Origin of the sequence: Paenibacillus sp. FSL K6-1318, from assembly GCF_037976905.1 — a bacterium.
Taxonomy (GTDB): domain Bacteria; phylum Bacillota; class Bacilli; order Paenibacillales; family Paenibacillaceae; genus Paenibacillus; species Paenibacillus amylolyticus_A.
The window spans coordinates 713105-732157 of the sequence record NZ_CP150270.1; the positions used below are offsets into that span (position 1 = coordinate 713105).

Annotated in this window: 16 protein-coding genes and 1 riboswitch; of the genes, 10 read left to right on the forward strand and 6 right to left on the reverse strand. The window is 47.1% G+C overall.

The genetic code is table 11. From position 1 onward, the window contains the following. Positions 1 to 155: 155 nt before the first annotated feature. From NYE45_RS03325 to NYE45_RS03335, 3 genes are all read left to right on the forward strand, one after another. Complete coding sequence (locus NYE45_RS03325) at positions 156 to 1010, forward strand: lipoate--protein ligase family protein (RefSeq protein WP_340015562.1); 855 nt, start codon at positions 156 to 158, stop codon at positions 1008 to 1010. 70 nt (positions 1011 to 1080) lie between these two features. Beyond that, positions 1081 to 1305 carry a hypothetical protein gene (locus NYE45_RS03330; protein ID WP_340015563.1) on the forward strand — a complete coding sequence of 75 codons (225 nt, stop codon included), beginning with the start codon at positions 1081 to 1083 and terminating at the stop codon, positions 1303 to 1305. A 206-nt stretch (positions 1306 to 1511) separates the two neighbouring features. After that, entirely contained in the window at positions 1512 to 5129 is a 3618-nt protein-coding gene (locus tag NYE45_RS03335; RefSeq protein ID WP_340015565.1) for an S-layer homology domain-containing protein, read from the forward strand. 88 nt (positions 5130 to 5217) lie between these two features. Here NYE45_RS03335 and NYE45_RS03340 read toward each other — a convergent pair whose 3' ends face one another. After that, positions 5218 to 6498, reverse strand: a complete 1281-nt coding sequence (locus NYE45_RS03340; protein WP_340015566.1) for a Fe-Mn family superoxide dismutase — start codon at positions 6496 to 6498, stop codon at positions 5218 to 5220. Between the two features lie 203 nt (positions 6499 to 6701). Further along, a complete protein-coding gene (locus NYE45_RS03345) occupies positions 6702 to 7727 on the reverse strand; it encodes an alpha/beta hydrolase (protein ID WP_062837624.1) in 1026 nt (341 codons plus the stop codon). Positions 7728 to 8087: 360 nt separating this feature from the next. On the opposite strand from NYE45_RS03345, the gene NYE45_RS03350 reads away from it, so the two are divergent. Together NYE45_RS03350 and thiC are read left to right on the forward strand one after the other, a co-directional pair. Continuing rightward, entirely contained in the window at positions 8088 to 8831 is a 744-nt protein-coding gene (locus tag NYE45_RS03350) for an IclR family transcriptional regulator (protein ID WP_076216717.1), read from the forward strand. Between the two features lie 148 nt (positions 8832 to 8979). Further along, positions 8980 to 9093: riboswitch (TPP riboswitch) on the forward strand. A 422-nt stretch (positions 9094 to 9515) separates the two neighbouring features. Beyond that, positions 9516 to 11300, forward strand: coding sequence for a phosphomethylpyrimidine synthase ThiC (thiC, locus tag NYE45_RS03355; protein ID WP_340017296.1), 1785 nt, complete (start codon positions 9516 to 9518; stop codon positions 11298 to 11300). A 337-nt stretch (positions 11301 to 11637) separates the two neighbouring features. Here thiC and NYE45_RS03360 read toward each other — a convergent pair whose 3' ends face one another. After that, complete coding sequence (locus NYE45_RS03360) at positions 11638 to 12327, reverse strand: aspartate/glutamate racemase family protein (protein WP_340015568.1); 690 nt, start codon at positions 12325 to 12327, stop codon at positions 11638 to 11640. Positions 12328 to 12504: 177 nt separating this feature from the next. Continuing rightward, positions 12505 to 12672 carry a hypothetical protein gene (locus NYE45_RS03365; protein ID WP_017690769.1) on the reverse strand — a complete coding sequence of 56 codons (168 nt, stop codon included), beginning with the start codon at positions 12670 to 12672 and terminating at the stop codon, positions 12505 to 12507. Between the two features lie 530 nt (positions 12673 to 13202). Here NYE45_RS03365 and NYE45_RS03370 point away from each other — a divergent pair. Together NYE45_RS03370 and NYE45_RS03375 are read left to right on the forward strand one after the other, a co-directional pair. Further along, positions 13203 to 13883 carry a hypothetical protein gene (locus tag NYE45_RS03370; protein ID WP_340015569.1) on the forward strand — a complete coding sequence of 227 codons (681 nt, stop codon included), beginning with the start codon at positions 13203 to 13205 and terminating at the stop codon, positions 13881 to 13883. A gap of 12 nt (positions 13884 to 13895) precedes the next feature. Next, positions 13896 to 14285: a hypothetical protein gene (locus NYE45_RS03375; RefSeq protein ID WP_340015570.1), complete on the forward strand. Its 390-nt coding sequence runs from the start codon at positions 13896 to 13898 to the stop codon at positions 14283 to 14285. A gap of 96 nt (positions 14286 to 14381) precedes the next feature. On the opposite strand, the gene NYE45_RS03380 is transcribed toward NYE45_RS03375, so the two are convergent. Then, a complete protein-coding gene (locus NYE45_RS03380) occupies positions 14382 to 15200 on the reverse strand; it encodes a zinc ribbon domain-containing protein (RefSeq protein WP_340015571.1) in 819 nt (272 codons plus the stop codon). Between the two features lie 73 nt (positions 15201 to 15273). Beyond that, the gene (locus NYE45_RS03385) at positions 15274 to 16224 is read right to left on the reverse strand and encodes a YafY family protein (protein WP_340015573.1); all 951 of its coding nucleotides are present in this window, start codon (positions 16222 to 16224) and stop codon (positions 15274 to 15276) included. An 84-nt stretch (positions 16225 to 16308) separates the two neighbouring features. Here NYE45_RS03385 and NYE45_RS03390 point away from each other — a divergent pair, with 84 nt between their 5' ends. The 3 genes from NYE45_RS03390 (at position 16309) to NYE45_RS03400 (ending at position 19048) form a co-directional block, all read left to right on the forward strand. After that, positions 16309 to 17004, forward strand: a complete 696-nt coding sequence (locus NYE45_RS03390) for a response regulator transcription factor (RefSeq protein WP_169482750.1) — start codon at positions 16309 to 16311, stop codon at positions 17002 to 17004. Beyond that, positions 16997 to 18085 carry a HAMP domain-containing sensor histidine kinase gene (locus NYE45_RS03395; protein ID WP_340015574.1) on the forward strand — a complete coding sequence of 363 codons (1089 nt, stop codon included), beginning with the start codon at positions 16997 to 16999 and terminating at the stop codon, positions 18083 to 18085. Before NYE45_RS03390 ends, NYE45_RS03395 begins: the two co-directional genes overlap by 8 nt. Positions 18086 to 18184: 99 nt before the next feature. Continuing rightward, on the forward strand, positions 18185 to 19048 hold the full coding sequence (locus NYE45_RS03400; RefSeq protein ID WP_340015575.1) for a M15 family metallopeptidase: 864 nt from the start codon (positions 18185 to 18187) through the stop codon (positions 19046 to 19048). The last annotated feature ends 5 nt before the right edge of the window (positions 19049 to 19053 follow it).

Sequence of the window (19053 nt, forward strand, 5' to 3'; positions counted from 1 at the left end):
GCAGGTTCCTTTGGTTTTGGAAGCAGCAGTTTCTAAGCCATTGGATGTGATATAAATAAGCCGTGTTCCCTGGGGAACCGGCTTATTTATATATGGCATTTTCACTCCTATATACTGAATACATACGAATTCGTTAAGCCGGAGGTAATGGAACGATGAGTGCACCTTCCCATTCAGATCAACCGGTTCAGCCGGAAAAGGGACCACAAGCAGATCAACATGCTACATGGCGTCTGCAAATCTGGGAGACACCGCTCATGCAACAAGGCAGTGGTGTGCTCGAAGCTTTTGCATGGGAAGAAGTCATGTGCAGGCGGGTTGGAGCAGGGCATCTACCTGTTGCACATATTTGGAGACACCCAGATGCCTTTGTAGCGGGTCTGCGTGACCGCAGGTTGCCACAAGCTGTAGAAGCGATGGAACAGATCAGAAGCCAAGGTACAGCGGTCTGTGTTCGTCCTTCTGGTGGAGCGGCCGTACCCCTGAATCCAGGGGTGGTCAATGTGTCGCTGATCCTGCCTAATCCCGGACATGCCATCAATATTCATGATGATTTCCGGGAGATGGCTTCAATTATTGCCGAATCGCTAACGCCGTGGTCGAATCAGGCGCAGACAGGCGAAGTTCAGGGTGCATTTTGCCCGGGGGATTATGATGTCAGTGTAGGTGGCCTAAAATTCTGTGGTATTGCCCAGCGCAGGCAGGCCAAGGCGTATATCATTACTGCTTTTATCATCGTGGAAGGTCTGGGGGATCAATTGGCAGCAGATGTGCGTCAATTTTATCAGCATGCGGCAGGTGGGGCGAGTGAAGGGTATCCCGATGTTCAGCCTGGCACGATGGCTAGTCTGAAAGAGTTGGCAGGTGTCCCTTCTGCTGCGGCATATACTGCGGCTTTGGTTCGAACACTGCGTGATCGCTACCCGCAGGCGGAGACCAGCAGGGTGCTTAGCGTTGGCTCTGAAGAAGTACGACTGACAGCTGAGCAGATGAAGCTGCGCTACGATTAGCATTTTTTACTAGGGCTTGGAATTGGTTAATAGAGATGATATGATGTGATTTCGGAAGGAGAGTGTTAGGATGGACACATTGAGATATACGTATTTATATGAGGTTGTATCAACAGGCGAAAAATCCGAGTTCAGCCAAATGGCAACAAGCAAGGAAGAGGCTGCTGCACTGATCATTGCACGTATAGCTGATCTGGAGTTTACAGATGAGTCTGATATCAAGCTGGGCGATCTGATCTCCATTAGCAAACAGGTTGGCGACAACTATGTGGCGTGCGAGGGCTGTGCTTCTTAAGTGAGCATGTAGAAATAGGATAGGAAGTCTCTCAAAATACAAGCAAGTCTCTTTTTACAGGAGGCTTGCTTTTTTGTATACAAATTTTTTTGAGGGGATGCGAAAAATAGCCTTTTTACATGGAAAATGTCGAGTAATGTTCAGAATCGGTTCAGAGCTGACAGTTATAATCTCTTCATAAACAGAAAGAGAAGGGACAGATTATAATGGGGAAGAGGATTCAAAAAAGGCGTAGCATTCTGAGACAGACCATCATGTTCTTACTGGCTGTTGTATTGGTATCCGGTACAGTGCCGGGCATAATCGGACAGGGAAGTGTCCAGGCCAGAAGTTGTTTAGAAGAGACAGCACCGGACTCCAACGGAGTTACGTGGTACCTGATTGGGAATGCCCATGAGTTGAGTTGCATAGGGGACAACCTGAATGGAAATTACAAGCTGACAAAAGATATAACTGCGATAGACATGGTCAATTTTATAAGTAATTCAGCAACATTAGGCTGGGTACCTATTGGTGATGAGGGGAACTATTTTACAGGTGTTTTGGATGGAGCAGGTCATAGCATTGATGGGCTAACTGCTTCGGATGAAGGTTTGGAATACATGGGATTGTTCGCCCGATTGGATGGGGCAGTCATTAAAAACCTGAATTTGACCGGGGTATCTTTTACTGCTCAACGATATGTAGGTGCTCTGGCGGGTCGTTCTGAAGGCTCCCAGATTGAACATGTAAACGTAAGCGGTCAAGTTCAAGGGGATTCCAGAGTCGGTGGATTAGTAGGTCGTTCAGAGGAAACGCAGTACACGAACAACAAAGCTAATGTAACGGTTGCTGCTTTGAATGATGAAGGACAAGATTATGGAGGATTTATTGGCAGAAGTACAGAAGATGTGTTAATCGGAAATACTGCTATGGGAAATGTAGTAGCCAAAGACAGTTCCGAATCCATCGGTGGATTTATTGGGCAATTAAACGATAGCGTGACTTCGCGTAATTCAGCAACAGGTAATGTAGAGGGGAACCTCAGTATTGGTGGATTTATTGGAGAAATGGAGTATAGTTTAGATCATTCTATAGATAACAATTACGCTACAGGATCTGTATTTACAAACGGTGAAGGACATTGGGATGACAATTCCTATGGTGCGGTATTCATTGGCGGTTTTATTGGTAACCTAAATGTAGAAACAGAAGAAGATGTACCCGCTACTCTATTTATAAAAAACAACTATTACTCCGGATCAATATATGCTGGAGCTGCAGATCCAACAACAGTGGGTTCATTTATCGGTTCACCTGTGTTCGATAGTTCTATTATCTTTCAAAATAATTATTGGGATATAGATAAGGTTCCAAATTTTGTTGATAATCAGAGTCAGTATGCTTCAGGCGAAACAACGCAATCTATGCATTCGGAATGGAATTATGCCACGTGGGACTTCACTAACATTTGGGATTTCCAACTTGGAGTTAATAATGGATATCCATTGTTACGTCCGTACATTACGGGTGAACCACCTGTGTCCACTACGGACATTACGTTTGAGCCCGGGTATCCCAAGCAGGGCGCCCGTACACCGACAACATCAAAAATCACGGTGAAGCTTAATCAGCCAGGAAGAGTCTATTTTGCCGATCAACCGTTCGATTTGACCGTTCCGCAATTGACAAGCGAAATGGCTAGATCACAAGCAATCAATAAACAAGCTTTTGTTGATATTGCTATGGGGGAAGAAAAATCATTTATCGTGAAAAACTTGACTCCGGGTACAGATTATAATGTATATGTTGTAGCCGAGGATACGAATGGTCAATTGATGCCTCAACCGGGACAGATGATTTTTAAAACACTCTTAGCTTCACCAGTTTCACCGAGTAATGTTACGGCTACAGCTGGCGATGGATACGCCAAAGTCACATGGTCTTCTAATCCGAATGTAACATTTTCCGTGTATATGTATGAGGGAACAACAGCGCCAGAAGACCCCGATGCATGGATTGATATTACTAATTTCACGACTAATGAGCAGCTTGTTACAGAGCTGACGAACGGTATATCTTATGTCTTTGCTGTCAAAGCACATTATATCGAGGATGGTAGTGTATCCGAATTCATTCCTTCCAATGTGGTGACACCACAAGCAGCTGGGACGCCATTGCTACCGGATGCACCTGAAACTATTGTTGCACAAGCTGGAGATGGAAAAGCTACTGTTTATTGGGCTGGAGTAATCAATGTAAATCAATTTGTACTCTATAAATATCAAGGAACCCAAGCACCCCAAGATAAGCATGATTGGATCAAGGTGAAAAGTGGTATTGAAGCCGCATCGTATACCGTTGATGGGTTAACGAATGGCCTTCCTTATGTATTTGCAATAAGATCATCGAATGAGAATGGGCTATCCGATTATAAGGTGTCCGGTCCTGTAACACCTAAAGGATCAGGAAATGAAGGTGGCGGAACACCTACGCCAGGACCAACACCGAACCCGACACCAACGCCTTCTCCATCAACATCAGTACCCGCAGTAACTCCTCCGGCACCACAGAAGGAAGTTATTAAGGTGAACGTAGAGAATGGAGATCAAGCTGCTACCGTTGCATCGTTGGAGATTAGTCGTACTCGGGGAACGGATGGTACAGTAAAAGACGAACTTCAGCTCAATCAGAGTAAAGCACAGTCAATCATTGATCAGTTGAAGCAGACGGGTTCCAGCACAGCAGTTATTCTTATTCCGGATGCAAAGGACGAAGTACTGCAATGGGATCTGAATCTCTCTTCAGGAGCGTCTGCGCTGTTGGCTGAGCAAGGTGTGAACCTGGTTATTTCTAACCCTAACGTTCGTATCACGATTCCAGCCAGTTCTTTAAAAGATCGTACAGATGATATCTACTTCCGCCTCGTACCCGTCAAAAAAGAGGCTGAACGTGCAGATATTCAAACGAGAGCACAATCTAATGAGTCGATTATACAATTCGCAGGTACAAAGGATATCCAGATTCTCGGCCGTCCAATGACTATCGAAACCAATTTGCAGAGTCGTCCTGTAACGCTCGTATTGCCGGTTGTAGCTAACCAGCTTGCAGGTGTGAATTCTGAAGAGCTGGGTGTGTATATTGAGCACAGTGACGGGACCAAGGAGCTTGTACACGGCAAACTGGTTACACTGAATAGTGATAATCAACAGGGAGTCGAGATTGAAGTAGACCATTTCAGTACGTTCTCCATTGTGAAAGTGAAAGACTGGACAGACAACACCTTGAAAGCACAGCCTTATATTCAAGGGTACGCTGATGGTAGTTTCAGACCCGAACGCTCCGTAACTCGTGCGGAGATGGCTACGCTGATTACTCGTATTCTGGGCACGTCAATAACGGAAGGGAATCACACATTTAAAGACGTGAAATCTACTCACTGGGCACAATCGGCTATTGCGGCCGCTGCCCAATCCGGTTATGTTAAAGGCTACACAGACGGCAGCTTTAAGCCAGATCAAGCAATGACTCGTGCCGAATTAGCCAGCGTGTTACAGCACTTGCTGAACACCGAACACACAGCCGATGCAACGAATACATTTAACGATGTGAACAATCATTGGGCTCAGCAAGCGATAGCTCGATTGAACGCGGCAGGAGTAGTTACAGGGTATGAGGATGGTACTTTCCGTCCAGCTCAGCCTGTAACTCGCGCTGAAGCCGTCACGATGCTCAACAAACTGCTCGGTCTTGATCCTGCAACGAATGCAGTAAGACAGTGGTCGGATGTGCCTGATACACATTGGGCTTATAAAGCAATTGAAGCGGCATCGATTAGTCAGTAATACTGATATATTAATATCAACCCAAAAGAGATATCTTTCAGTCATTCGGCTGGAGATATCTCTTTTTTCTATCCATCAAACCCAAAGCTTAATAAGGCGGCCACAACAGCTTGCGTGCTGTTTCGTACCGCTCGGCTACAGCCGGCCAGTAGACCACATTCCACCAGTCTTCAATATACTTTTTGCGTTCGTTCTGATGCTTCAGATAGTAGGCGTGTTCCCACACATCCAGTGGCAGGAGAGGAACGATGTCGGACTGGGACAGGTTCTGGTGTTTTTCCGCCTGTAAAATCTCCAAACGGTGTGCTCTCGGGCTCCAGACCAGCATCGCCCAGCCACTGCCTTCCACTTTGTTCGCGGCTTCCGTGAATTGATTCTTAAACGCTTCATAACTGCCGAAATCCCGCTTAATCTGCTCTGCGAGCATGCCGGAAGGTTTGCCGCCGCCAGCAGGGTTCATAATCGTCCAGAAGATCGTATGCAGGTAGTGGCCTGCCCCGTTAAAGGCGAGTTCACGTTCCCAGTGCTTGATGAGTTCAAAGTTATTCTTTTTTCGTGATTCCGCCAGTTTCTTCTCTGCTACATTTAGTCCGTCCACGTAGGATTGATGGTGTTTGTCATGATGGATACGCATCGTCAGCTCATCAATATGTGGCTCCAGCGCATTGTACGCATAGGGGAGGGGCGGGAGTGTGTGCCCACCAATGGGTACTGGCTTTTCTTTGACCTGAGGTGAGGTAGAGCCAGGCTGGCTCGCAGCACTTCCGCTGGGTGAAGGCTGAAGTGCTGCGGATTGGATCTGAGCTGAAGCAACAGGTGCATTTCCATTTCCCTCTGGGGAAGTTGGAGCTTCTGAAGCTTGGCGATGGATGCTTCCAGACCCTGACGTATGCAACGCGTTTTCTAGATAAAGTGACGGTTCCGAATCCGTTTCTCGCAAGATGCCAGGTTGACCGAGCGTATCCAATACACCCAGAAAGTACTCTGATTCGCGGATAAAATGCAGAATGAGTACTTTGGCAAGCGGAACAGCTTGCACAGCAGCACTTTGCTCCAGAAGAACATACAGCTGTTTGATGAACTCCCTCGATTGCTGACGAGCTGCCGCCACAAGTTGATCGATACAACGAATGATGTAGGGAGCGGGTGGATGGGTTGCGGGTAATAGTTGTTTTAAAATCTGATTCGCTACTCGCTCGCTGTTTGCAAAGATAGCCTCCCATTCCTCCAATACCTTGACGTATGCGGGCTCCAGATCAGGAACCAGTGCACGAATAACGAGCGTATGTTCTTTCTCCTGCTCCTTCCAGAAACGAATTTCCTCCAATATCCGCAGAGGCAGCAGGTGACCATATTCATACCAGTTCATATACGCGAGACCTCCTCCAGATGAAATTCAAACATGCAAAATAGTTCATACAGGTAACCTAATCCGACCAATGATCTATGCGTTCAGACCGTCTGTTCATGCGTCAGAAGAGTATATTCCGCGAACCTGTTGTCCTATGAATGCAAAAAAAAGAGCCCCTGAGGGCTCTGGAATCAACGAAAAGTTCGAGGATTGAAATTTGGTTATTGTCCACTATTCGTGTTTTGCACATCGTCACTGCTTGTCTTCGTTACATGACTCAGGAAAGTTGAGACACGGCGCAGGTATTCTTTCGGATGCTCCCGGAAAATAAGTTCATGATGCGCGTCCTGGACAATCCATACATCCGAGTACGGATTAGTTTGGTTGGCGGCGAGTTGCTCTGCAATCGGGTAAGGCGCCTTCTCGTCTTCCGTACCATGAATGAAGAAAATTGGGAACGGATAGTCCTCTTTTTTCACTTCCTGATAAGGGATCTGTTGCAATCCGGTACCATTCAGAACAGGGAACAACAGCTTCATGATCTCCAGTGTAGGCTGACGCGGAAGATCGATCTGGTTGTGAATGTTGTGATACAGCGTATCTGGCTCCAGCAGGAACGCACTGTCCAGAATCATCGCATCCACTTCCTGCGTAATCAGTCCGGTTTGTAGCGCCGTACCGGCACCCATGGAGAAGCCCCAGACAACCAGTTCCTGTGCACCACGCTGCTTGGCAAACTGGATCGCGCCCAGCAATTGCTGTGACTCAGCTTTGCCACCTGTGGCTACAGCTTTGTTCACCTGGGAGGCGAAGCCATAATCGAACATCACCACGTTGAATCCGAGTTGATGGGCATAGTGGGCGAGATCATACATGGGTACCCATGTTTCTTCCCGGTTGGCACCATAGCCGTGACTGAAGATGATCGTTTTGCTCGCGGCATTGTCAGCCGGAATATACCATCCCTGCATCGTGCGGCTGCCATCTGCTGCCGGGAACGTGATGTCTTCATACTTCATGTTCTTGGCCTGCATCGGATTGGAGAAGACCGGCGCTACCGTTGGATTGGATAATACCCATGCGATATAACCATGCAGTGCAATAAAACAAAACAGTAGAAAAAATACAACGGAGAGCAGCAACGCTACGATAATATGTTTGAACCGAATCAGCCTCGGTGATAGCGAAGAGGGCAGATCGGACACTTTTGTTTGCAGCGGGGCTTCGCTCTGGGATGTTGGATACATGAATGCCCCTCCTTTGAAGTTCAGTTGAAGATAACAACGACATGAAAAGAGAATTCCGTCTATTTCAATAGCCTGCTTCAGAGCGATATCTTAATGTAATATATCTTTATCGTATGTTCCAATATAGTCAAAGTCAATTGATTGAGGGCATTTGTTACGCAATTGTTATATAGTTCTTAAGATATATGGGTAACATTACCTTAGTGTGCAAATTACAGGGGATTAAGTCTTATAAAAAGGAAAAATTTACACTTTGGCCTATTCTGAATTTGGCTCTTTTTGGTTTACAGATGAGACCGTTTCTCATATAATTTATGTAACCAAGTTTCATGTGATGAAACATGAGGAGGGCATTATGCCATGGAAGATCGTAAGTTAACCGTCCGGGCTGTGGAACGGGCGCTGGATATATTATTATGTTTTACCACACGCAGTGATCTGGGACTCACCGAGATTGCCAGTCAGATTGGGCTGCACAAAAGTACAGTGCATCGCTTGATGGCAACGCTGGAGGATCGAGGATTTGTGATCCGGGATGCGGCAACGGAGAAGTACCGACTTGGCATCCGAATCTGGGAACTGTCAGCTCATATGTCCCGCAGTGATGATCCGGCTATTCTATTGCTGCCTGCGATGGAGCGACTGAGAGATCGATTGGGGGAGACGGTAAGTCTGTACCTGCGAGATGGCAGTGAACGGATTCGGATTCAGGCGGTGCAAAGTGATCAGGCGATCCGCCGTGTCGCTCCCGTTGGTGTTAGACTCCCGTTGTCTGTGGGGGCTTCCAGCAAAGTCCTGATGGCTTTTGCCACGGACGAGGATCGTGAAGAGCTGATGAATGGACCGGAATGGCCAGTGTTTATTGATCCTGCGGTGTATTTGGCGCAGATGGGAGACATCCGGGATAACGGATATGCCACGAGTTATGAGGAGCGTGAGCCGGGGGCTGCCGCGGTATCGGTACCGATTATGGATCGCAGAGGTAATATAGCAGCTGCCCTCTCGGTATCGGGTCCTGTCAGTCGACTTTCACAGGAGACATTGCATGAATATGCGCCTGTATTAAAGGAAGCCGCTACGCAGATGGGCCTCATGTTATCCTGATGTTGATGTAAGGTTCGTCTCCAATGGAGTTGATCATTTGGAATATAAAGGTTGTTTTTATGTTCCGGTTGCGCTAATCTGTTATGGACGGCCCATCGGGGCCAGCTGCATTGAATATGAACGGCGGCATGTGTATGCTGCAACTTGTTAACGTTACTGGGGGAGTCCGAATTGTCCGGACTGAGACGGAATCGCATGAGATTCCGGACCCTTTGCACCTGATCTGGATCATACCAGCGTAGGGAAGTAATCGGCGATATGACCACAAACACCACATGATGTGACCCCTGTAGTCTCCGTAAGGAGCTGCATGAAGGTGCATTATTGGTGATGGACATTAAAAGTCGGTTCCTTCGGGGGCCGGCTTTTTTTATATACAGTGAACGGGCGATATAGAAGCGGATTCTAGGGCTCCTTTTTCAATAACCTGCGAAAGTGGGCTTGGATGATGAGAGAGAAGTCACCATAGATTCATGATCTGTGGCAGCCTCCGTCTGTTGTTAACTGTACATGAATGATGTCTCCTCTGGTCTGGTGTAGGATCGCTCTTTCTTCTCTGCATTGCGCATGATTTGGGACAGGTACGTAACCAAGCTAATGATGATACCAACCAAGCCAAGCGAATGAACACTAAGGAGGAGATGAGCGAACATGAGTAAAGGAAATCAAACGGGACAACAAGCGATGGAACAGGAACATAACGGTCAGCCGGTGGAAAAGGAAACAGGGACGACCGCACGGGTTCAGCCCTTTCCCGGTAGCCGCAAAGTCTACATTCAGGGCTCACGGCCGGACATTGCTGTTCCGGAGCGTGAGATAGCCCTTCATGACACGAATACTCCCCAAGGGGTGGAGCATAACGAACCGCTGCGTGTCTACGATACGAGCGGCCCCATGACCGATCCCGCATTTCATGCGGATATCCGTGCAGGTCTACCAGCACTGCGCACTCGTTGGATCACGGAGCGTGGCGATGTCGAGGCTTATCAAGGCCGTACGGTTAAACCGGAGGATAACGGACTGAAGCCCGGAGGGAAGAGAGCCGGCGCCGAAGAGTACCCTGGATTGCGTGGCAAACCGCTGCGAGCACAGCCAGGACGCTGCGTGACTCAGATGCATTATGCGAGGCAGGGAGTCATTACGGCAGAGATGGAGTTCGCCGCTATTCGTGAAGGCGTGGAACCGGAATTTGTACGGCAGGAGCTGGCGAGTGGACGGGCCATTCTGCCATCCAACATTAATCACCCGGAGAGTGAGCCGATGTTGATCGGTCGTCATTTTCACGTGAAGATCAATGCCAACATTGGTAATTCTGCCGTATCCTCTTCCATCGAGGAAGAGGTGGAGAAGATGACTTGGGCAGTACGCTGGGGATCGGATACGGTGATGGATCTGTCCACAGGCAAAAACATTCATACCACCCGGGAATGGATCATCCGCAATTCACCTGTGCCGATTGGCACGGTGCCGCTCTATCAGGCGCTGGAGAAGGTGAATGGCGAAGCGGAAGCGCTGACCTGGGAGTTGTACCGTGACACGCTCATTGAGCAGGCAGAGCAGGGCGTGGACTACTTTACGATTCATGCAGGCGTACTGCTGCGTTATATCCCGATGACGGCCAAGCGGATGACAGGCATAGTGTCTCGAGGCGGGTCCATTATGGCGGCATGGTGCCTTGCGCATCATCAGGAGAATTTTTTGTACACCCATTTTGAAGAAATCTGCAAGATTATGAAAAGGTATGATGTGGCATTTTCACTGGGAGATGGACTTCGTCCAGGCAGTATCTACGATGCCAACGATGAAGCGCAGATGGCGGAACTGGCTACGCTCGGGGAACTGACGCAGATCGCGTGGAAGCATGATGTGCAGGTGATGATCGAAGGTCCGGGGCACGTGCCGATGCATAAGATCAAGGAGAATGTGGACTTGCAGATGGAGATATGTAAAGAGGCACCGTTCTATACGCTGGGGCCGCTAACGACTGACATTGCGCCAGGATACGATCACATCACGTCCGCCATTGGGGCGGCCATGATTGGCTGGTTCGGCACGTCCATGCTCTGTTATGTTACGCCTAAAGAACATCTGGGCCTGCCCAACAAGGATGATGTGCGCGAAGGGGTTATCGCCTACAAGATCGCTGCTCATGCCGCCGATCTGGCGAAAGGCCATCCACGTGCTCAGCGCCGGGATGATGCATTGTCCAAGGCACGCTTCGAGTTCCGCTGGCGTGACCAGTTCAACCTGTCACTGGACCCTGAACGTGCGATGTCCTACCATGATGAGACACTGCCAGCAGAAGGGGCCAAAGAAGCTCATTTCTGCTCGATGTGCGGTCCGAAGTTCTGTAGCATGCGCATTACGCAGGACATTCGTACCTTTGCGGCGGACAAAGGATTGTCCGAGAATGAGGCTGTAGCAGCGGGCATGCAGGAAAAGGCCGAGGAATATCGGACACGCTCCTAGGCGTCATTACAGCGTAAGCTGGGCAGTCTGATATAGAGATAAAGCCGTTCTTCTCTGAAATGACAGAGAGGGACGGCTTGTTTTGATTCTGTGACATGATTGTATTTTAAACTAGGCTAGCGCTCTCCAGGTTCTTCAGAATTAGCTTTATAATTGTTCCGGGTCCATATCTTATACAGAATGCCTGCGATAACAAATAGGAGGGCGTCACTGAGTTTAGGAGCTCCTCCATATAGAAATGCAGAGCAGGCAAAACCCACTATGAACAGTACAATAATATAGAGGAAACGCATATTAGTTCACCTCGTTAATTAATGGTGTTTGTCAGTAAGTGATTTCATTGCGGAGTCACGCCCAAATTCTTCTCCAAATACGTTGCAAGCGATGCCAGCGGGCTATGGATTGGAATACCGCGATCTACTGTAACCTGTGCAGCGGCGGGAGCCATAGACAGTTGGGCTGCCACTACCGTTTTACCCGGATACTGCTCAGCAATCTGCTGTAAGCCTTCTCGTACCGCTTCGAGATACCCTTGCTGATCTCCACGCATAATCAACTCAAATGTCCCAGGGATGCACACCGCTTCCGTCTGAGAGGTTTTGGGAACGTGTAGTTGCCCATTCGCATCCTCCTGCTCTAACGCCTGGTTCACCCGTGCCATCGTGCCTTCAATGGTTGCCGGGTTGGTGAACACGATGATGTACTCTCCCGGTACTCGCCGCATCTCCTGCAATAGCGGATCATCTATGCCAATCACCGGCACTGGGACCTGTTTTGCTTCTTGCTCCAATACTGTCGCAAACAAAGTGCAAGTGACCAGAATGGCATCTGCATGACACTCGGCGATCCAGTGGAGCGTCTGAGCTACTTTCTCGTGAATGACGACATCGGAAAAGTCAGCGTCATGTTTAAGACGGTCCAGACCTGGATCGACGTAATGGACCAATTCAACTTCATAAGGAGCAAGCGTCTCTTCAATTAAAGCGATGTTGGAATAATGAGCGTGAAAACAACCAATGGTGATCATGTGCTGAGTCCCCTTTTACAGTTCGTATATGTCATGGATCCTTTAGATATTTAAACCATTATAGAAACATGACTGAGGACTGTACAGTCGTTTATTGCTCAACGCCAATAACCGCCCTTCCGCCAAGCTGCGGAAAGACGGTTGATAACCGAACTCGAATACGGTCAGGTGTCCATTTTATCGAAGGGAAGGAGAAGCATTCTTCTTCGCCATTTTTTGCTGTAAAATTTCATGAAAGGATAGACCTTGAGTGTTCTCATTCTCCTTTTTAGGAGCAGTGGTCGCCGTGTTGCGCGGATATTGGTGATGGTACGGGATCATTTGCTGAATAGGCATGCGGATCATCTTGGTTCCTCCTTTGATGCATTTTTTTGAATTATGTATTTCGACTGGTTATGTTGCCAGGTGCGCATATAGGTACATATGACTTGTTAGACGAAATAGATGACTTTAGAATGTAATTCCAATTGGATTGTAGTGATTTTACCCGGTTTTAAGGAGATGTAAACGTTTTTAGGGAAATTCAGGAACAAAGGACCTGATTTGAGAGGTTTGATATGGGAGGATCGAATTGGTTGTTATGTGAATAGTCCCAATTTTAAGGAAGTCAATGGTACCCGCATATGAGGCATATTGTCTGGTTGAATAGGTAGGTTACGTGCTAACTAACTTGGTACTATAGGCGGTTGTATCGTTCTATCTAAGAACTTGACTAAGAGTGAAATAGAAATAAGATGTTATTTCAAACCATTGTGGCAATAATATAACTAATAGCATAGTTTAATTAGTGAACAGTATTTTGCTCAAAAAAATGATCATTTTTTTGACTTATCTATTTTCATTTGATATTATGAGATCGGGGGAATCCATGACCCATGCCGAGAAAAGTCGAAAACTCTAACCACAACCCAAACTTTAACACTAACCAAAACACTAACCAAAACACTAACCAAAACCAAAACCAAAACCAAAACCAAAACCAAAACCAAAACCAAAACCAAAACCAAAACCAAAACCAAAACCAAAAACAAAACCAAAACCAAAACCAAAACCAAAACCAAAACCAAAACCAAAACCAAAACCAAAACCAAAACCAAAACCAAAACCAAAACCAAAACCAAAACCAAAACCAAAACCAAAACCAAAACTCTAATCACAACCCAAAACCGGCTGGTATTTTCACCGATGCAGTGAAAGAATGTGTTGCCAGTCTCAAGGAGAACAAATTAAATATGATCACTAGTAAATTTGAACCGAAGGAAATGTTGGCATTTAGTCAGCTTCGAAAACTCAACCAAAAAGAGTTGATTCAATCCTTGGATCAAAACGACAAACTCGGCATTGTGATCAAAGACAAACTTCAAGTTGCAATGATCAACATGGAAAAATACGAACAGTTAGTTGAGGCCGTTCATGAATATAGTCGACTTCTTGAATGGCTGGAGGAACAGGAATTATTTAAATCTGTTGAGCAGCGGTTAAATGAACCTGTGTGGGAAGAACTGCCGGAAGGTAAGTCACTGTGGGAATGGGCTGGTCCTGAAACGAAAGGATGAGACCAGTAATTTATGAGCCAGAATACGAAGCAAAGATTTCATCCAGAAGTCCGAACAGCAGATTTACCTAATATCAAAAAAAAGTTTGGAACGGATTATACCGGATTAGAGGAATGTCAGCAGCAGATTGATGCGGCACTAAAAAGAATTCAAATCTATCCGGACAGAGAGGGAAAAATATGCAAATACGAACCGTTATCATCAGCAGGATTTCGTAAAGTTAAATTGTTTTCTAACAAGAAACCTCCGGTTGGCTCAACACCTGATCTACGAATTATTTATCGCTACAACATCAATGAAGATGCGATCGAGGTGCTAGTGATTGGATTTCGGATTAAACAACGTCCAAGACCACCAGAAGATCCTTATAGTTTGGCTGGTGAGAGGGAATTTCTATTTTAATGCAGCACCTTATATGCACAAAAAGAAGCCTTCGTTTGAGGGCTTCTTTTTGTGGAGTCCAACTTCAATTGTGTAAATTGCGTTTCATTTAGACCTTTATCTACTTTGGCGAACAGCGATGTATATATCGACTTGTACACTTTCAGGATTCAGACTGCGTTCATCATACAATTCGAAATCTCCTGTGAACGTACGATCGCTTTGTTTGTCCCATGCCCACACGGCTCCCCATGCTTCACCGACAACTTCTGCCATCGGTCCTTTTCTGGAAGTGAATACGGCGTAAGTTGCAGGAGGGAGCAGAATGTCGTGCAATCCTTCAGGTAATGTTTCATCGGAGCTGACCTCATGCCCCACTAGTATGGTGTACTCTCCGGTAACGCCATCCGTGTAATCCGCGTAACAGCCATAGCGGGCAGCTTCGGGTGCAGGGAGGTGCTCTGAGGCAAAATATTTGTTCCAGAGACCCTGAATACAGCCTTTGCCACTAATCTCAATGGCATTGGTTGTGCGGGCGGATATGCCGACAAGGCGTTTGCCTGGCAGCGTGACATAACGAACGGGCTGGGCAGATAACAATGGATTGATTGTAACCTGACCTGGTATAGCAGAAGTGGTAGAGTTTTCAGCCAGAGATGCTGCATGCTGATCCGTTGTATTCGTGCGCCAACGTTTCAAAAAAGGGAGCTGGTTACGCAGCATCGAATGAGCCGATTCTTCGTCCATGCCCTCGTCCTTCAGAATGGCAGTGCACATCTCTGTCATGCCTTCGAGTGAAATACCGGGCTGCTCGAACTTACCCTCTTTGTAACAATAGATACAGTACTCACGGGTTGTGCTTCCATCTGCTTCCGTTCCGAATTGGGCAGGGGTGGTGAGCGGCATGCCGCAGCTTTGACATACAGTGACGTTCATGATTAGTTCCTCCTTGGTTATGTACAGATTGAATATATCTGAAGTATACGGGGAGGAACTGGACAGCTGTCTGTCAGGTTTGAGTCGGAGGTATATAATTTTGTACAATTTGCTCGGCGATCCGGCAGATCTCGTCTCGAATATGCTGAGGTTCCAATACCTCAACATCCGCACCAAAGCCCAGAATGAACCCATATAACCAGGAATCCTCGGGGAAAGCAACCTGACTGATGTAATACCCGTTCCCATCAGGGATGACGTTCTCGATCCCAAACCATTCTTCCGCAATATGACGGACGCGAGGATGGAATTTCAAGGTTAACCCAGCCTGATTGCACGGGCGGGTCCATTCCTGCTGCCAGGGTCTGTCCTGTGGGTTGATTACTTTACGCTCGAAGCGCTCATCAGCAAGTGTGACATCTTGCATGCGTACGAGTTTGAACATGCGAAATTGATTCCGCTCGTGGCAAAAGGCATACAGGTACCAGGAATGCTTCTTGAGCACGATGGTATGAGGGTCGGCAGTTCGGTGAGTCTGTGTACCTTCCGCACTGCAGTAGGTAAAGGTGACGGGGCGTAATTGATCCATGCCCTGTTCGATAAGCTGAAGCTTGATTTGCAGGGCTTCGGGATGCGTCCAGGTTGAATAATCAACGATGAAACGATTGGTATTGGCCTGAAAATCATCATTCTTGGCTTCGGGCACGATACTGCTGAGTTTTTCCACCAGAAGCTCACGTGCCGCATTGGCATGGGAGGTGGATACACTGCGCAGCGCCGTGACGATGGAAGCGAGGTCCTTGTCTGTTAACACGTTTCGATCCAGACGGTATCCCTCTGCCAGACCAATACCTCCGCTTGCCCCCTGATACGTCACCACCGGAATGCCAGCTTGGCCCAATGTGTCGATGTCCCGATAGATGGTCCGAATGGATACTTCGAACGTATCTGCCAAGTCTTTGGCTTGTACTCGTCCGCGATTGATGAGTAAAACTACGATAGCTAACAAACGCTCCAGTTTCATATCTATGGATTCCTCTCATTGGTTTATCTGTTGGATTCAAATATGTTATATTGTTGAGCATCACACATAGGAGTGGAATAAGCAATGAAGCGAATTACGATTCTGATCGCAGACGATGAAGTTGAGATCGCTGATCTGGTTGCTTTACATTTACAAAAAGAAGGATATCACATCGTTAAGGCCTTTGACGGGAAGGCGGCGGTACAAGCTGTTCAGACCCAAGCGATAGATTTGGCGATTCTGGACATTATGATGCCTGGAATGGATGGGTATGAGGTGACCCGCAAAATTCGGGAGCAGCATCATTTACCGATCATTTTCCTGAGTGCCAAAACGTCAGATATGGACAAAATTACGGGACTCGTGATGGGTGCGGATGATTATATGACCAAACCGTTCAATCCGATGGAGCTTGTTGCCCGGGTTAACTCTCAGTTACGTCGTTCTCTGCAATTCAGCCAGTCTGCGCCTGTTCAGCGCTCCATTCTGGAGAAGGGCGGGCTCATCATCACGCCGGATCAACATCGAGTGACACTCTACGGCAAACCAGTGGAACTAACACCGAAGGAGTTTGACATTCTGTATCTGCTCGCGAGTCACCCCAAGCAGGTGTTCAGTGCAGAAAACATTTTTGAACAGGTGTGGGGAGAAGCCTATTACGAGAGCGGCAACACGGTGATGGTCCATATTCGGACCCTGCGCAAAAAGCTGGGAGAAGATGTGAACAAGAACAAGTTTATCAAAACGATCTGGGGTGTGGGGTACACGTTTAATGACTAAACGAAGAAGTTTTCGCACAACCATGATTATGTTGTTAGGCTTAAGCATGCTTGCCTCTGGCGCAATTACCTATGTGATTTATAAGCTTTTACAAGCCTATTATTCAGGTGTCCGTGCAGAAGATCAGCTCGCTGAATATCGTCATTTTATGAAAAGTATCGGGGATATCTATTTCTTCCTGATCTTATTTATCCCGCTGGCTATTCTATTTTTCTTCTGGTTTACCAAGCCCTACGCGACGTATTTCAAGGACATTTCAACAGGGATCAGGCATTTGGCCAACGGAGACTTTCAGCATCGTGTGCAGATTTCCTCGAAGGACGAGTTAGGTACGATTGCGGAGGATGTGAATCTGGCAAGTGAGAAGCTGAAGGAAGCTGTAGAACGAGGGGATTTTGCTGAAAATAGTAAGGACCAGCTAGTTGTAAATCTGGCGCATGACCTGCGAACACCGCTGACCTCTGTGCTTGGATATTTGGATCTGCTCATGAAGGATGATCAGCTGACGGAGGAGCAGGTCAGGCACTTTACGGCGATAGCATTCACCAAATCACAACGTCTGGAGAAACTGATTGATGATTTGTTTGAAATTACCCGTATGAACTATGGCATGTTGCCTATAAACAAGACAAAGCTGGATCTTAGTGAGCTGCTGAAGCAGATGAACGAAGAACTCTATCCTGTATTTGAAAAGAACCAATTAGTCGCCCGATTAAAAATAGACACTGACCTTACGGTCTCCGGTGATGGCGAGTTGCTGGCTCGTGTGTTCGAGAATCTGCTAATTAACGCTGCACGGCACGGCAAGGATGGCATGTACGTGGATATTAACGGATATCGGGATGCAGAACAGATCATCATTCAGGTGATTAACTATGGTGGACATATTCGTCCGGAGGAATTGCCGCATATCTTCGATATGTATTACACCGGAGATCGTGCCAGGACCCCTCAGGAGGGTGGGACAGGCCTTGGCCTGTTTATCGCTCGAAATATAGTTGAGCAGCATGACGGTACGATTTCTGCCCAGAGCGATGTGGTACGGACGTTATTCGAAGTTCGTTTGCCCGTATTCCAATAAGATTCGACGTCAAATTTAAGAAAAACTTTAAAATTGCCCTGCTTTTTCTTTAACTTGTGTTGTCTATCCTTAATGTATGAGGTAAAAGGAGGAACAAGCATGAAGAAGTGGGGCTTTTTGATATGTATTATTTTGATCGGATATATCGTTACGCAATCACCGGGATGGATTCAGCAGAAAAATGAGTTGCCCATCGAAATTCAGAATACACGTGAAAATCCTGCAGGTTATACGGTATCCGTCACGGGAAATATTCAGGATCAGGTACATAAGGGGAACTTGTTACTGGTTGATAAGCAGTACCCCGTTCACCCGGAAGGGGTTAAATCCGATATTGTATATGTGGCACATGAGGATGATCTGCTTCGTGGATATGGGATACTGGATCAGAAAATCATGTTATCACGACAGGTGGCGCAGGAGTTTCAGAGGATGGTTGAAGCAGCAGGCGAAGAGGGAGTCCGATATTTTCTCGTCAGCAGCGGGTACAGGGACTTTGAAAAGCAGGATGAGTTGTATCGGGAAAAGGGTTCAGACTATGCACTTCCTGCGGGACACAGTGAGCACAATCTCGGGTTATCCCTGGATGTAGGTTCCAGCTTGGCTGCCATGAATGAAGCACCAGAGGGTGCGTGGCTGGAGAAGAATGCATGGAAATACGGATTTATTTTGCGTTACCCGAAGGATAAAGTGCGCATCACGGGTATACAGTATGAACCATGGCATTTTCGATATGTAGGGCTGCCGCACAGTGCAGTCATGTATAAGAATAATCTGGTGCTGGAACAGTATCTGGATTTGCTAAAAGAGAAAGAGAACATTACTGTGGAAGTAGAGGGTGAGGAGTATCACATCCGCTATTATAGGGCCACCCAAGATACGACCGTTTACATACCTGAGCAAGGCCACACTGAAATATCGGGTGATAACATGGATGGCGTCATCGTCACCGTAAAGAAATAACAGGG

Coding starts and splice junctions, on each gene's coding strand:
- NYE45_RS03325 (WP_340015562.1), top strand. CDS start 156: ATGAGTGCACCTTCCCATTCAGATCAACCGGTTCAGCCGGAAAAGGGA.
- NYE45_RS03330 (WP_340015563.1), top strand. CDS start 1,081: ATGGACACATTGAGATATACGTATTTATATGAGGTTGTATCAACAGGC.
- NYE45_RS03335 (WP_340015565.1), top strand. CDS start 1,512: ATGGGGAAGAGGATTCAAAAAAGGCGTAGCATTCTGAGACAGACCATC.
- NYE45_RS03340 (WP_340015566.1), bottom strand. CDS start 6,498: ATGAACTGGTATGAATATGGTCACCTGCTGCCTCTGCGGATATTGGAG.
- NYE45_RS03345 (WP_062837624.1), bottom strand. CDS start 7,727: ATGTATCCAACATCCCAGAGCGAAGCCCCGCTGCAAACAAAAGTGTCC.
- NYE45_RS03350 (WP_076216717.1), top strand. CDS start 8,088: ATGGAAGATCGTAAGTTAACCGTCCGGGCTGTGGAACGGGCGCTGGAT.
- thiC (WP_340017296.1), top strand. CDS start 9,516: ATGGAACAGGAACATAACGGTCAGCCGGTGGAAAAGGAAACAGGGACG.
- NYE45_RS03360 (WP_340015568.1), bottom strand. CDS start 12,327: ATGATCACCATTGGTTGTTTTCACGCTCATTATTCCAACATCGCTTTA.
- NYE45_RS03365 (WP_017690769.1), bottom strand. CDS start 12,672: ATGATCCGCATGCCTATTCAGCAAATGATCCCGTACCATCACCAATAT.
- NYE45_RS03370 (WP_340015569.1), top strand. CDS start 13,203: ATGCCGAGAAAAGTCGAAAACTCTAACCACAACCCAAACTTTAACACT.
- NYE45_RS03375 (WP_340015570.1), top strand. CDS start 13,896: ATGAGCCAGAATACGAAGCAAAGATTTCATCCAGAAGTCCGAACAGCA.
- NYE45_RS03380 (WP_340015571.1), bottom strand. CDS start 15,200: ATGAACGTCACTGTATGTCAAAGCTGCGGCATGCCGCTCACCACCCCT.
- NYE45_RS03385 (WP_340015573.1), bottom strand. CDS start 16,224: ATGAAACTGGAGCGTTTGTTAGCTATCGTAGTTTTACTCATCAATCGC.
- NYE45_RS03390 (WP_169482750.1), top strand. CDS start 16,309: ATGAAGCGAATTACGATTCTGATCGCAGACGATGAAGTTGAGATCGCT.
- NYE45_RS03395 (WP_340015574.1), top strand. CDS start 16,997: ATGACTAAACGAAGAAGTTTTCGCACAACCATGATTATGTTGTTAGGC.
- NYE45_RS03400 (WP_340015575.1), top strand. CDS start 18,185: ATGAAGAAGTGGGGCTTTTTGATATGTATTATTTTGATCGGATATATC.